Raw genomic sequence first — 13,500 nt, forward strand, 5'->3', positions numbered from 1 at the left:
GCCCGCATGCCTGAGGCATGCGGGCCCGGGGGAGGGGTAATGGCGTCGCGCCGGTCAGGTTCAGTAGCGCAGGGCCGCCGCGATCCGTCCGTGCTCCGCGAGCGAGCCGTCAGGGAGGAACACCACATCGGCGCCGCTGTCCAGAGCCGCCTCGACGAGCTCGTCCACGATGTCCTCACGGACCGTGCCGTCCGCGAGGTCCGCGGCCCCGCCGCTCACCGGCTCCAGGTGCTCGTCCGTCACCCGGACCGTCTGCTGGAAGTGCTCCTCCACCGCGACCAGTCCGGCACGGCCCTCCCGTACGGCGGCCCACACCTCGTCGAGACCGCCGGCGAAGGCGCGACGGCCGCGGGCCTCGTCCAGCTTGCCGTCGATCTCCGCCGCGAATCGCCGCTGCCGTTCGTCGAGCGCCGGCCGCAACTCCTTGAGCAGCTCACTCGGTGACATATCGGCGGGCGCACCCTTGGTGACCCGGCCGACGGCCGACCTGGCGCTCTCCCCGACCTCGTCCAGCAGGGCGAGCGCGGGGGCGAGGCCCATCAGATGGAGCGGACGCGGATCCTCGGCGAGCACCGCGCGCAGCTTCTCGTCGACCGTGCGCAGGAAGTTGCGCGTCTCCTCGTCGCTGAACGTGCTCGGGGTGTCGCCGATCCGCTCCTCGCGCTGCGGGTCGGACGGCTCCTGCGGAGCCGTCAGCGGGAACCCGCCGGTCCGCTCCTCGCGCAGGGTGTCCGCGGTGCCGCTCCACAGGACGGCCCGGTCGGCCGAGACGGTGAGCGCCCAGAAGGGCTGGGCCTGTGCCTTCGCGGCGACCAGGTTGCGGGTGAGATAGGTGTCGCTGAGCACCACCCGTTCGGGCGTGGTGCGCGGAAGCTGCCAGATCTGGTGCTCGTCGGCGGATACGAGGAGGACCAGGGCGTCCAGGGCCCGTCGGGGGTCCACCTCGGTGACCGCCCGGTCGAGTTGTTCCTTGAGCGCGGTCCGCGCCTCGCGGGTGACCGCGGGGTCCGCTTCCAGCCGCCCGGCGGCCTCGGCCACCAGATTGCGCAGCCGAACGGCGTCCTGGGCGTTGTCCGGAGCGCGGCGGTGTGTCGGCATGGTCAGGGACAGGGCCGGATAGGGCTTGACCGCCCGCAGTTTCTGCAGCAGGCCGGCGGTCAGGGCATCCGTATCCATCGTTCTCTCCCAGGGGTTTCGGCCGGAATCCGCTCCCGAGCGAAGCGGGTGAATTCGACGAGTCAATTCATACCTTTTGATCCTAATATGGGCGAGTTCTCCATTGTTGTTCCCGGCAGGTGCACGCGATGTCGACGCCCACCGTGCCTCTGCCTGTCCTCCCTCCTTTCCTTACGCCCTTCCGATCCTTACGCCCTTCCGAACAGACGGAGCGTCCGTGAACCCGATCAGTCCCCTGCGGCACGCCCTCGGCGGCCGCGCAGTCCGCAGCCTGACCCCGGTCGTGCTGGCCGCGTCGGTCATCGCCGGTACCGCCGCCTGCGGCGGCTCCGGCACCAACTCGACCGGCACTGCCAGGAGCACCCGGACGGTCTCACCCGAACCGGCCCTGACCCGGTCCGCGAGCCCCACCGGTCGCACCCAGAAGGAGTTCGCCGCCTCGGTCTCCGCCGCCGCCGAGCGCAACCGACAGCAGGCGGTGAAGCAGCTCGCAGGCGTGCAGGGCCGGGGCAACGCGGTCAAGGACGTCTCGGTGACCGGGCAGCCGGTCGCGAAGACCGAGCAGTTCCGCAGCGCCCTCGTCCGTGTCACCAACCGCACGGACAAGGCGGCCTTCTACTCCGTCAAGGTGGAGTTCGTCGACGCGTCGGGGAAGGTGCTGGACTCCGTGGTGCTCGGCTTCTCGGACGTCCCGCCCGGACGGACCGTCAACCAGCTCGCCAACAGCCGGAAGGCGGCCGGAGTCAAGACGTTCCCCCGGATCGCCCAGGCCGAGCGCAGCTGACGGCCGGGGCCGGGTGAGTACCGCCGCCGACGCCGTCACCGAGGCCCTGCGCGAGCTGCACACGCGGTTCACCGGGCTGCGGGACGGCCGGCCGGCCGACTACATCCCGCAGTTGGCACGGACCGACCCGGACGCGTTCGGGCTCGCCCTGATCAGCATGGACGGCCACCGCTACAGCGCGGGCGACGCCGATGCCCCGTTCACCCTGCAGTCCGTGTCGAAACCGTTCGTCTACGCCCTCGCCCTGTCCGTCCTCGGGCTCGACGAGGTGTGCCGCTGGGTCAACGCCGAGCCCAGCGGCGAGGCGTACAACGCCATCAGTCTGGAACCGGGCACCGGCCGGCCCGACAACGCCATGGTCAACGCGGGTGCCATCATCACCACCGCGCTGATCCCGGACACCCCCGACGCCCCGAGGTTCGACCGCATCCTCGACTGCCTGAGCCGCTTCGCCGGCCGGCGGCTGGACGTGGACGAGCAGGTGTACGCCTCCGAGGCCGCCACCGGCGACCGCAACCGCGCCCTCGCCTATCTGATCCGCAGCACCGGGCCGCTGCCCGTCGATCCGGTCGCCGCGGTCGAGACGTACTTCAGGCAGTGCGCGGTACGGGTCACCGCACTGGACCTGGCCGCGATGGCCGCCACCCTCGCGCACGGCGGCGTGAACCCGCTCACCGGCGACGCGGTGGTCCCGGAGCCGGTCGCGGGGCAGGTGCTGGCGGTGATGGCGACCTGCGGCATGTACGACGCCTCCGGCGACTGGCTGCTGCGCGTCGGACTGCCCGCGAAGAGCGGTGTGTCCGGCGGGCTGATCGCCGCCGGACCCGCGCGGTTCGGCCTGGCCACCTACAGCCCGCGGCTGGACCCGACCGGTACCTCGGTGCGCGGGCGCGCCGCGCTCGGTGCGCTGTCGGAGCGGCTGGGCCTGCATCTGATGCACAATCCGGCGCTGGCCGCCAGCACCGTCACACTCGTCGCCACCGCCGACGAACTGCCGGCCACCGGGGGTGCTCCGGGGGACCGTGCCCCGCGCGAACGGGTGGCGGTCGTCGCCGCTCAGGGCGCCATCGACTTCACCGCGGCCGAGCGCGTGCTGCACGCACTGGACGAGTCGCGCCCCCGGGCGACGGAACCCGTCGTGCTGGACCTGCGGCAGGTGACCGGCGTCGACCGGGTGGCCCGGGCGATGCTGCGCGTCGGGCTCGGCCGGATCTCGGCGGACGGGGCACGTACCGCCGTCGCCGACCCGGCGCGCCGGCTCGCCCTGCCCGGCCCCGGACAGCAGGACACGCCGACGGCCCCGCGGTGGTTCGCGACCCGCGCGCAGGCCGTGGCCTGGTGCACGGGCGGCGGGCCCGGCTGAGCGCCGGGGCCCGCGCCATCACTTCCGGGCCGGGTCTACCAGATGGCCGTGACCCACTCGGGGTGATCGATGAACGGGTTCCGGTTGTGCTGGTACTGGTCGAATATGACGTCGTTGCGCCGCTTCTCGAAGGCGTCCGGCGGGTCCTCCTGGCTCCACGCCTTCAGGACCGAGAGGCGGCCGATGTTCGGGGCGGATCCGTTGTTGACCTTGTCGTTGGGCTCCAGGTCGGGGAAGGAGTCGTCGCCCTCGTAACGCACCGCCATGTAGAGCAGCATGCGGGCGACGTCGCCCTTGACCGCGTCGCGGGGCTCGAAGGAGTCGCTGTCGGTGTAGTTGCCCGGTGCGCCGCTGACCGCGCTGCCGCCGTTGTCGAAGTCCTTGTTGCCGCGGATCGAGTTGACGGTGACATCCTCCGGGCGCAAGTGGTGGATGTCCGTGCCGGGGCCGGTCGCGGTGCCGAAGTCCCCGTGGGACTTGGCCCAGACGTGCTCGCGGTTCCAGTCCCCCACCGAGCCGCCGTTGGAGTTCTTGGACTGGGAACGGCCGGTGTAGAGGAGGATCACGTTCGAGCTGTTGGCGGGGTCCTCGTCGGTGTCCTTGAGGGCGTTCCAGACCTGGCTGTACGAGAGCTTGGTCTGGACGCTGATGATGTCGTGCAGGGCGCTCTTCAGCTGCGTGCCGGTCTTGCCGAGCGCGTCCTGGTAGTACGTGTCGTCGAGTACCCGCAGCGATGTCGCGGTGGTGGACGTGGCCTCGGGTGTGGCGGCCGGTGCGGCGGCGGCCGTGCCGCCGAGCACCGCGAAGGCGGCAAGGGTCGCCAGCAACGGGCGCCGGTAACGAAGGTGACGACGGGACATGTGGGGTGTCCTCTCCGGAAATGCGTGCGCCACGACACCGTCACAAGGTGGGGGGCGGCGCCGCGGCGATCGTGTGGTACGTGGTAGCCGGGAGCCTTCCACACGCACCGTGACCATGGTGTGAACAGCGTGTACCTATCATGTGCAGGTCAAGTGATGGCCTGATCGTGGCCCCGGGAGCGGATCGCGGGGCCTCGGATGCGGCGCGCCGGGCAGGGGGCGAGAATGACCGAAAGGACGAGGAGGCGGCATGAGCGACGAGCCCGAATCCGTATCCGTTTCTCGGGGAGTGACTCCCGACAGCCTCTTGCACACCGGCGGCAGCGACAATCCGTCGGCAGAGGACCTGGTACTCGCCTCCGGACGGGACCTGACTCCGAAGAATCTCCAGTGGGCGCAGCGCAGGCTCGCCCGGGAGGGCCGGTCGGCGATCGACAAGACGCTGCCCTAGAGGCGTTCGTCCGGATCGCGCCGGACCTCGCGAGCCCGGCATGATCCGGACGAGAGGCCCCAGGCACGCGGCAGGCCGGCGGCCCGGGCCGCGGGGAGTGTGTGGGCGCTTCCCGCGGCTCGGCTAGCCTGGGTGCACAATGAACCGTTTGACGACGTCAGGGGCCGGGTTCGACCTCGCCCGCTACCCCGCGGACCCGCGCGACCCGTTCCGCGCCTGGGACGCTGCCGACGAGTACCTGCTGCGCCGGCTGGAAGGGGCCGACGGCACGGATCCGGTCGATCTGTCGGGCGCCGTGGTCGTGGTGGGCGACCGCTGGGGCGCGCTGAGCACCGTGCTCGCCGGGCACCGCCCCGTACAGATCACCGATTCCTACCTGGCGCAGCGCGCGACCCTGGCGAATCTCGGCCGCAACGGCGCGGACCCGGACGCGGTACGTCTGCTGTCCGCCCGGGACACACCGCCGGACCGCGTCGACGTCCTGCTGGTACGTGTCCCGAAGAGCCTCGCGCTCCTGGAGGACCAGCTGCACCGGCTCGCGCCGGCCGTCCACCCGGACACCGTCGTCATCGGTACCGGGATGGTCAAGGAGATCCACACCTCCACCCTCAAGCTCTTCGAGCGGATCATCGGTCCCACCCGCACCTCCCTGGCCGTCAAGAAGGCCCGGCTCATCTTCTCCACCCCGAGCCCGGCGGCGGGCCGTGCGCCCAGCCCCTGGCCGCACCGCTACGAGCTGCCCGAAGGGCTCGGCCCGGTCTCCGGCCGCACCGTCACCAACCACGCCGGGATCTTCTGCGCCGAGCGCCTCGACATCGGAACCCGGTTCTTCCTCGGCCACCTCCCCGAGCGCGGCGGCCCCGACCGGGTCGTCGACCTCGGCTGCGGGAACGGCGTCGTCGGACTGTCCGCGGCGCTCGCCAACCCCGAGGCGACGGTCACCTTCATCGACGAGTCGTTCCAGGCGGTCGCCTCCGCCGAGGAGACGTTCCGGGCCAACACCGGCCCCGACGCCCAGGCCGAGTTCCTGGTCGGCGACGGGCTGGCGGAACTGCCGCCCGCCAGTGTGGACCTGGTGCTCAACAACCCGCCGTTCCACTCCCACCAGGCCACCACCGACGCGACGGCCCGCACCATGTTCCACGGTGCCCGCGCCGCACTGCGGCCCGGCGGAGAGCTGTGGGTGGTCGGCAACCGGCACCTCGGCTACCACACCCGGCTCCGCCGTATCTTCGGCAACTGCGTCACGGTCGCCGGCGACCCGAAATTCGTCGTCCTCCGAGCCGTCAAGCGCTGACCCGCGCGGTCAGGGGCCGGCCCGCGCCGTCGTCGGTCGGTCCGGACCGTCAGGAGCCCGCCCCCGCCGAACCGTGCCCCGGCCCTTCCGGATTCTTGCAACACGTTCTACTGTGTGCGCCGCCGCACACGGACGACGCGACCGCGAGACTCCCGGAGGGGCCGTGCACCTCGAATACACGCCTGAACAGCAGCAGTTGCGCGCCGAGCTGCGCAGCTACTTCGCCGCACTGGTCCCCGACGACGCATACACGCGCTACGCCGCCCCCGCGGCCCAGAAGAGCTTCTACCGGGAGACGATCCGCCGCCTGGGCACCGACGGCTGGCTCGGCGTCGGCTGGCCCACCGAGTACGGCGGGCGCGGCCTCTCCCCGATGGAACAGTTCATCTTCTTCGACGAGGCCGCGCAGGCGGGTGTCCCGCTGCCGCTGATGGCCCTCAACACCGTCGGCCCGACGATCATGCGCTACGGCACCGGCGAACAGAAGGCGTACTTCCTGCCGAAGATCCTCTCCGGCGAGATCGACTTCGCGATCGGTTACAGCGAACCCGACGCGGGCACCGACCTCGCCGCCCTCAAGACCCGGGCCGTGCGCGAGGGCGACGAGGCCACCGGCCACTACACGGTCGACGGGCAGAAGATCTGGACGACCAACGGCGACACCGCCGACTGGGTCTGGCTCGCCGTCCGCACCGACCCGGACGCGCCCCCGCACAAGGGCATCACCATGCTGCTCGTCCCGACCGCGGACCCGGGCTACTCCTGCACCCTGATCAACACCCTCGCCTCGCACGACACCACCGCCAGCTACTACGAGAACATCCGCGTCCCCGTCTCCCGCCGCGTCGGCGAGGAGAACAAGGGCTGGCGGCTCATCACCAACCAGCTCAATCACGAACGCGTCACCCTCGCCGCCCACGGCACCATGGCCATCCGCGCCCTCCACAACGTCCAGCGCTGGGCCGCGGACACCCCGCTAGCCGACGGCCGCCGCGTGATCGACCTCGGCTGGGTCCGCGCCCTGCTGGCCCGCACCCACACCAGGCTCGACGCCATGAAACTCCTCAACTGGCAGATGGTGTCCGCGGTGCAGAACGCGACCCTCACCCCGCAGGACGCCTCGGCCGTCAAGGTCTACGGCTCCGAGGCGCGCCGCGATGCCTACGCCTGGCTGATGGAGGTCGTCGGCTCGGCCGGCCCGCTGAAGGAGGGCTCGGCCGGCGCCGTGCTGCACGGCGAACTCGAACGCGGCTACCGCTCCGCCGTGATCTTCACCTTCGGCGGCGGCAACAACGAGATCCAGCGGGAGATCATCTCCTGGATCGGCCTGGGGATGCCGCGCGTGCGGAGGTGAAGGGCTTCGGCTGCCTGTGGCCGTGGCGGGGGCTGTGTCGAGATGCGGCGGGCCCTACTGGTCGGCCGGAGTGATCCGGCGGCCCGTGAGGCTTGTGGGCCGGATCGACACCCACATCGCCCGCTCTCCGCCCGCCCATGGTGCGCTGTGGGCGTGTCGAACGAGCTCGCGCACGGCGTCGGGGTCCGTCACGGTGCTCGCAGGGCCGACGGCGAGCACGCTCCAGCCCTGGCTCAGGGCGTCGTCCACGTGGTCGACCTCGAAGGCGACCTCCTTGTCCGCGGCCGCCGCGGCCACGGAGCCGGGCGCCGTCCGGAAGACGATGGCGTCATCGAGGACCTCGTAGTTGACCGGGACGACCGCCGGGCGGCCGTCGGGCGCCGTTACCGCGACGCGTCCGACGCCGTGCGTGGAAAGCAGGGTGCGGCACTCTTCCGGGCGGAGGTCCCGCAGCCGAGGGTGCAGCAAGGCGTCTCCCTGGCCGGGCGGGAGTTCGATTCCACCGCCGCGCAGAGCGGCGACCGTGGTGCCCAGCGCGTCGGCCAGCCTGATGAGAGTCGACAGGGTCGGATCCGCAGGCCGTTCCTCGAGGTAGGCGAGGTAGTTGGCCGACATCCGGGCTCGGCGGGCCGCCTCCTCCCGGCTGATCCCCAGCCTCCGGCGCTCGGCGGCCACACGCCGCCCGATGTCGCCCGGGTCGGCTGCGCCGCTCCGTGGGGCAGCCGGGGGCGTGGCCGCAGCCTCGCTCGCGACCGGCTGTGACCCGCGCGAGGACGCGGACCGTTCGTGCTGCGGATGGTGGATGCGTGCGTCGGGTCCGGGGAAGACCAGCGTCACCTCGTCCGTGTCCGACCAGCGCACGTCGTAGGGAGGTGTGCCGTCGTCGTGGTGCAGGCCGACGATCTCGCCGTCGCGTCCGGCGGCGCCGGCGGCCGGACTCCCGATGACGAGTCGGTCGCCGAGGTGAGCTCGCATGATTGCCGCCCTCTCCTCGGAATGGTGCTGTATCCAACCTGCCACGCGGCACTCACCGCCGCATCGGCGAGAGCCGCGCGGACGCGGGCCGGGCGGTCCGTGGCCCGTGGTCCCGATGGCAGCGTCCGCGGCCGGTGGTCCGCCACCGGGAGAAGGGGACCGGAGGGACCCCGCGCATGGGCCGATCGGCCTCAGCAATCGGGATCCGGCCGCGTTGGACTGGGTGTGTCGGTACCGGCGACCGAACACCGAGGAGGTAGCACGATGAGCACCCTGAAGCGCGGGCAGAGGTTCCCGCTCCCGGAGGTCCCGGACTGGTTCGAGAACCTGCCCGCCCGGTTCGCGATGCCCACCATGGGCGAGCTGTACACCGTGCGTATCGAGGACTACACGGAGGACGGCCGCTATGTGGTGCGGGCGGAGCTCCCGGGCACATCTCCCGAGAACATCGACGTCTTCATCAGCGACGGAGTGCTGACGGTCCAGGCCGAACGCACCGAGAGGGAAGTGGACAAGAACCACAGCGAGATCCGCTACGGCGTGATGAGCCGCAGCGTGACGCTGCCGTCGGGCGCGGACGAGGACGATGTCACGGCCGACTACACCGATGGCATGCTCACGGTCAGCGTGGGCATGGGTGCCGCGAAGCCGTCGGCCAAGCACGTCGAGATCAAGCACGGCCGCTGACGGCGGTCGGCTGCGCCTGGCGGGCCCCGCCACGGGTCCGCCACCGGCGCGCTTCGGCGGCCGGCTGTCACCCGGACTCCTCGCGAGCAGGGTGCCCGGCCCCACAGCAGGCCGGCGGGACGCTCGTCCGCCGATGGGAGTCAGGCCGGCGCCTGCTGCGGCGAGGGATCCCGCCGTGCGGCGACCCCCGGCCGGAGAGCAGCCGTGTGGTGAGAGCGGAGCGGGCTCTGCCAAGGGCCGTACAGACGCTCCTCGCACCGCCGGGCCCGGGGTGATGATCGCGGTGTGCGAACCAGCGCGGTGGCGAGGTCCGGAGCGACGCCCGTGACGCTTGACCGCGCCGGTCGCCGTCCACAGGATGCTTCTCGCCGTGAGGCTACTACCGTGAAGATGTGACCCCGCCGGGCCACGTGGGTCATGACGGAGGCACCGTGGGCGAGAACGGCGACAGGGGATCCGGCCACTGCGGAGAGGCGCACCGTCGGCTGGGCACGTTGCCGGGGGACCTCCAGGAACGGCTCGACGCCGTGATGCGGGGACCGGTCGAGGCCGCCCTGCTCCTGGACGCGGTCATGTCGGTGGGCAGGGAGCTGGATCTGCCCCGGGTGCTGCGCCGGATCGTCGAGGCCGCGGTGGTCGTGGTGGATGCCGAGTACGGGGCCTTGGGAGTGGTCGGCGAGGGAACCCGCCTCGCGGAGTTCCTGCCGGTGGGCGTCACGGCGGAGCAGCGTGAGGCCATCGGCCCCCTGCCCGAGGGGCACGGCATCCTCGGCGAGCTGATCCGACACCCCGAGCCCTTGCGGCTGGTGGAACTCTCCGAGCATCCGTCGTCCCACGGGTTTCCGCCGAATCATCCCCCGATGCACTCGTTCCTGGGAGTTCCCGTCCGGGTTCGTGACAAGGTGTTCGGCAATCTGTACCTGACACAGAAGCGGGGCGGCCGGGTCTTCGACACCGAGGACGAAACGGTGCTCTCGGCGCTCGCGGTGGCGGCCGGAGTGGCGATCGAGAACGCCCGTCTGTACGCGGAGACGCGCGACCGGCAACGCTGGCAGGAAGCCAACAGCGAGATCGTCGCGGCTCTGCTGAGCGGGGCGGACGAGGCGCGCGTCCTGCGGATGATCGTTGATCACTCCTCGCACATCCTCGCCGCGGATCTCGGTGTGCTGGCGCTTCCCGCGGAGGACAACCGCCTCCGGGTGGCGCAGGCGTCCGGGCTGGACGCCGGGACACATCGCGGTCTGGTCCTGCCGCGGGCGGGATCGTTCGCCGGCGCCGCCCTCGACGCGGGGGAGCCGATCACCAGCCTCGACGTCGAACACGATCCGAGGATCACCGAGGGCCCGCCGCGGTGGACGGGGCTCGGCCCCGCCGTCGCGGTTCCGATGGTCACGGGGGAGCGGACCCGTGGGGTGCTGCTGCTGGCCCGGGTGCGGGGGCGTCCCTCCTTCACCGATGCGGAGACCGCGCCGCTGCTGGCGTTCGCCGGACAGGCGGCACTGGCGATGGAGCTCACCGAACGACGCGAGTCCGCCGAGCAGATCGCCCTGCTGGAGGAACGTGACCGTATCGCCAGGGATCTGCACGACCTGGCCATTCAACGGCTGTTCGCCACCGGGATGACACTGCAGAGCGTGGTGCGGCTCGTGGAACAGCCGCAGGCGAGCGAGCGGCTGCTGCGCGCGGTGGACGATCTGGACGAGACCATCAAGATCATCCGGTCCACCATCTTCGGGCTCCGCGCCAGTGGTCCGGGCCGGGCGGGCCAGGGACTGCGTGCCCGGACGGCGGCCACGGCCGAGCAGGCCGGCCGCACCCTGGGCTTTCAGCCGTCGCTGCGCATGGGAGGGCTGATCGACACGGATGTTCCGGCCGAGACCGCCGAGCAGCTGATCGCGGTTCTCGGCGAGGCACTGAGCAACGTCGCCCGCCACGCACGGGCGACGGCGGTGGACATCTCGCTGGTGGTGGGAGGAGGCGAGGTGAACCTGACCGTGTCCGACAACGGGGTGGGCATGCCCGTGCACGTCGGTTCCCGGAGCGGGCTCGACAATCTCGCACGGCGCGCGGAGAAACTCGGCGGTGAGATGAGTGTGGGGGAGTCCGTACAGGGCGGAACCCGGCTGAGCTGGCGCGTGCCGCTGCGACTCTCCTGATGCCGCGCGGGGTGCTTCCGGGAGCCGTGAGGTCAGATCCGGTGGTGCCCGGCACCGGGCGGGGAGGCCTCCGTGGCGTGCGCGGCGATCACCGCCGCCTGGATACGGCGCTCGACACCGAGCTTCGCCAGCAGCCGGGAGATGTGGTTCTTGACCGTCTTCTCCGACAGATAGAGGCGCTTGCCGATCTGGCTGTTGGTCAGCCCTTCACCGATCAGCGCGAGAACGTCCTTCTCCCTCGGGGACAGCCCCGACAGCGCGTCGTCCTCCTCGGAGACGGAACCGGACTCCTCCTCGCGCAGACTGTGCATCAGCCGTGCCGTCGTCGACGGGTCGAGGGTCGAGCGCCCGGAAGCCAGTGTGCGGACGGCGGTGACGAGGTCCGAGCCCTTGATCTCCTTCAGTACGTAGCCGGCCGCCCCGGCCATGATGGCGTCGAGCAGTGCTTCGTCGTCGTCGAACGAGGTGAGCATCAGGCAGGCCAGTCCGGGCATCCGTGAACGCAGCTCACGGCAGACCGTGATCCCGTCGCCGTCCGGCAGCCGCACATCGAGAATCGCGACGTCGGGGCGGAGAGCCGGGCCGCGGGCCAGTGCATGGTCGGCCGTGCCGGCGTCGCCGACGACTTCGATGTCGGGTTCCGCGTCGAGCAGATCCTGCACGCCGCGCCTGACCACCTCGTGGTCGTCCAGCAGGAACACGCGGATCGGCTTCTGCGCCGAGAACCCCGTGTCGTCGCTCATGGTGGCCCTCCTCGGCTTCAAGGGTTGTGCAGCCCCGCCCCCGTTCTCCGGTCCGCTCAGGCCTCGGGCGCCTCGGCGCGGGGACCGTACAACTGCAGCAGCCGTGTCCGTGTTCCGTACAGGCGCTCCGCGACCGTCTCGGCGACGAACCTGTACACCGCCCGGCCCAGTGCCGCGTCGGCCTCGCACAGCGAGCGGACGGCGGCGGCGTCGAACTCCACGGCCTGCCCGGCCTGGATCACCCGCGCACCCAGGTGCCACACGTGCGGCGGGAAGAGCCAGGACCAGCCCAGCAGCTCGTCGCGTCCCAGCGTTTCGACGACCGCCGCACGGCGGCCGGGCACATGGAGGTCGACCTCGACCTGCCCCGAGCGGATGACCCAGAAGCGGTCGGCCCTTCTGCCTTCCTCGAAGAGCCGTGCTCCGAGGACCAGCGGCACTTCGCGGGACGCCTTGCCGAGCAACCGGGCCCGGCTCTCGGGCGGGATCACGTCGAGCAGACTTCTGGCCGTTGACATGGAACCTCCGTTCCTCGCAGGCGGTGTGTACCCGTACGCCCGCTCTGAACGATATGCGCGCCCCCGGTGCGTCGCTCGGCCGTCGTGCGTCCTCCCCTCCACTCCATCGTGTGCCGCACGGCGCGCGCGGCGCTTGGGCCGACCGGCCCGGCCCCGTGACCCGCTCGGCCCTTGCCCGTGGGCTTCGTGCTGCGCAGTGGGGCGACGTGGCCGGATCATGACGGAAGAGCTGCCTCACTTCGAGGAGAGACCATGGACAACACCCGACCGAGCGTGACCGTGACAGGACCGGTCGTGGTCGGCACCGACGGTTCCGACCATGCGACGCGGGCCGTGCGGTGGGCCGTCGGCGAGGCGGCTGCCCGCGGCCGGCCCCTGCGGATCGTGTATGCGACCGGGACCGGCCACGGCGGTCTGTACCTCTCCCCGGAGGACATCAAACAGATCGACGACTTCGCGCAGGGCGTGCTGGAAAAGGCCGCCGCACTCGCAGGCCGACTCGCTCCCGCCGTCCCCGTGACGACGGCTCTGTGCGAGGACGAGACGACGCCGTGCCTGCTCGGCGAAGCCGGTCCCGACGCCACGATCGTCGTGGGCTCCCGTGGACGCGGAGGGTTCGCCTCCTTGCTGGTCGGCTCGGACTCGCTCCAGGTGGCCGCACGGTCTCCCGTCCCGGTCGTCGTCGTGCCGAGCGGTGACGACCGCGAACCGGCCGGTACCGTACTGGCCGCGGTACGGGACGAGCGCGACGGGGAAACACTGCGCGTCGCCGCCGCTCTGGCCGCCCGCGAAGGTGTCACGCTGCGGGTGCTCAACGCATGGGTCTTCCTCGAGAACGTCGGCAGCATGGTGACGATGCTCGACGGTGTGGACCGGCTCGCCGCGGACCGGGCGACCGGGACCGCCCGGCTCGTCGCGCCCGTGCGCAAGGACTTCCCGGACCTCGACGTGACCGAGCACACCGTTCGGACCGGGTCCGTCTCCGAGGCGCTGGTCGCGGCGACCGCCGACGCCGACATGATCGTCATCGGATCCCGTCGGCGTTCCCACCCCGTCGGCTCTCCGCTCGGCCGAGTGACGCACGCCGTCCTGCACCACGCGCGCTGCCCGGTCGTCCTCGTGCCCCACGCCTGATC

General features: G+C 71.6%; 13 protein-coding genes. 8 read left to right on the top strand and 5 right to left on the bottom strand.

From position 1 onward, the window contains the following. Nucleotides 1–60 precede the first annotated feature (60 nt). Entirely contained in the window at nucleotides 61–1,176 is a 1,116-nt protein-coding gene (locus ACWCPY_RS31710; protein ID WP_451270760.1) for a baeRF3 domain-containing protein, read from the bottom strand. Between the two features lie 217 nt (nucleotides 1,177–1,393). Between ACWCPY_RS31710 and ACWCPY_RS31715 the strand changes: the two genes are divergently transcribed. Beyond that, complete coding sequence (locus ACWCPY_RS31715; protein ID WP_451270762.1) at nucleotides 1,394–1,960, top strand: hypothetical protein; 567 nt, start codon at nucleotides 1,394–1,396, stop codon at nucleotides 1,958–1,960. Nucleotides 1,961–1,973: 13 nt separating this feature from the next. Beyond that, nucleotides 1,974–3,323 (top strand): glutaminase A, encoded by a 1,350-nt coding sequence (gene glsA, locus ACWCPY_RS31720; protein ID WP_451270764.1) that lies wholly within the window; start codon nucleotides 1,974–1,976, stop codon nucleotides 3,321–3,323. A 35-nt stretch (nucleotides 3,324–3,358) separates the two neighbouring features. On the opposite strand, the gene ACWCPY_RS31725 is transcribed toward glsA, so the two are convergent. After that, complete coding sequence (locus ACWCPY_RS31725; RefSeq protein ID WP_451270766.1) at nucleotides 3,359–4,183, bottom strand: endonuclease I family protein; 825 nt, start codon at nucleotides 4,181–4,183, stop codon at nucleotides 3,359–3,361. Nucleotides 4,184–4,433: 250 nt separating this feature from the next. Between ACWCPY_RS31725 and ACWCPY_RS31730 the strand changes: the two genes are divergently transcribed. From ACWCPY_RS31730 to ACWCPY_RS31740, 3 genes are all read left to right on the top strand, one after another. Further along, nucleotides 4,434–4,634: a hypothetical protein gene (locus tag ACWCPY_RS31730; RefSeq protein WP_329815526.1), complete on the top strand. Its 201-nt coding sequence runs from the start codon at nucleotides 4,434–4,436 to the stop codon at nucleotides 4,632–4,634. Between the two features lie 139 nt (nucleotides 4,635–4,773). Next, nucleotides 4,774–5,931 (top strand): methyltransferase, encoded by a 1,158-nt coding sequence (locus tag ACWCPY_RS31735; RefSeq protein WP_451270768.1) that lies wholly within the window; start codon nucleotides 4,774–4,776, stop codon nucleotides 5,929–5,931. A gap of 163 nt (nucleotides 5,932–6,094) precedes the next feature. Continuing rightward, nucleotides 6,095–7,285, top strand: coding sequence for an acyl-CoA dehydrogenase family protein (locus ACWCPY_RS31740; protein WP_451270770.1), 1,191 nt, complete (start codon nucleotides 6,095–6,097; stop codon nucleotides 7,283–7,285). 54 nt (nucleotides 7,286–7,339) lie between these two features. On the opposite strand, the gene ACWCPY_RS31745 is transcribed toward ACWCPY_RS31740, so the two are convergent. Next, entirely contained in the window at nucleotides 7,340–8,260 is a 921-nt protein-coding gene (locus ACWCPY_RS31745) for a pyridoxamine 5'-phosphate oxidase family protein (protein ID WP_451270772.1), read from the bottom strand. A gap of 264 nt (nucleotides 8,261–8,524) precedes the next feature. Between ACWCPY_RS31745 and ACWCPY_RS31750 the strand changes: the two genes are divergently transcribed. Next, nucleotides 8,525–8,947, top strand: coding sequence for an Hsp20/alpha crystallin family protein (locus tag ACWCPY_RS31750; RefSeq protein ID WP_451270774.1), 423 nt, complete (start codon nucleotides 8,525–8,527; stop codon nucleotides 8,945–8,947). 530 nt (nucleotides 8,948–9,477) lie between these two features. After that, entirely contained in the window at nucleotides 9,478–11,103 is a 1,626-nt protein-coding gene (locus ACWCPY_RS31755) for a GAF domain-containing protein (protein WP_451270881.1), read from the top strand. Nucleotides 11,104–11,135: 32 nt separating this feature from the next. Here the strand turns inward: ACWCPY_RS31755 and ACWCPY_RS31760 are convergent, their stop codons facing one another. Both ACWCPY_RS31760 and ACWCPY_RS31765 read right to left on the bottom strand, forming a co-directional pair. Then, nucleotides 11,136–11,846 carry a response regulator gene (locus ACWCPY_RS31760; protein ID WP_451270776.1) on the bottom strand — a complete coding sequence of 237 codons (711 nt, stop codon included), beginning with the start codon at nucleotides 11,844–11,846 and terminating at the stop codon, nucleotides 11,136–11,138. A gap of 56 nt (nucleotides 11,847–11,902) precedes the next feature. Then, on the bottom strand, nucleotides 11,903–12,364 hold the full coding sequence (locus tag ACWCPY_RS31765; RefSeq protein WP_451270778.1) for a Crp/Fnr family transcriptional regulator: 462 nt from the start codon (nucleotides 12,362–12,364) through the stop codon (nucleotides 11,903–11,905). Between the two features lie 252 nt (nucleotides 12,365–12,616). Here ACWCPY_RS31765 and ACWCPY_RS31770 point away from each other — a divergent pair, with 252 nt between their 5' ends. Then, a complete protein-coding gene (locus ACWCPY_RS31770; protein WP_451270780.1) occupies nucleotides 12,617–13,498 on the top strand; it encodes a universal stress protein in 882 nt (293 codons plus the stop codon). Nucleotides 13,499–13,500: the final 2 nt, after the last annotated feature.

The sequence above is a fragment of the Streptomyces sp. NPDC002403 genome (assembly GCF_053593015.1).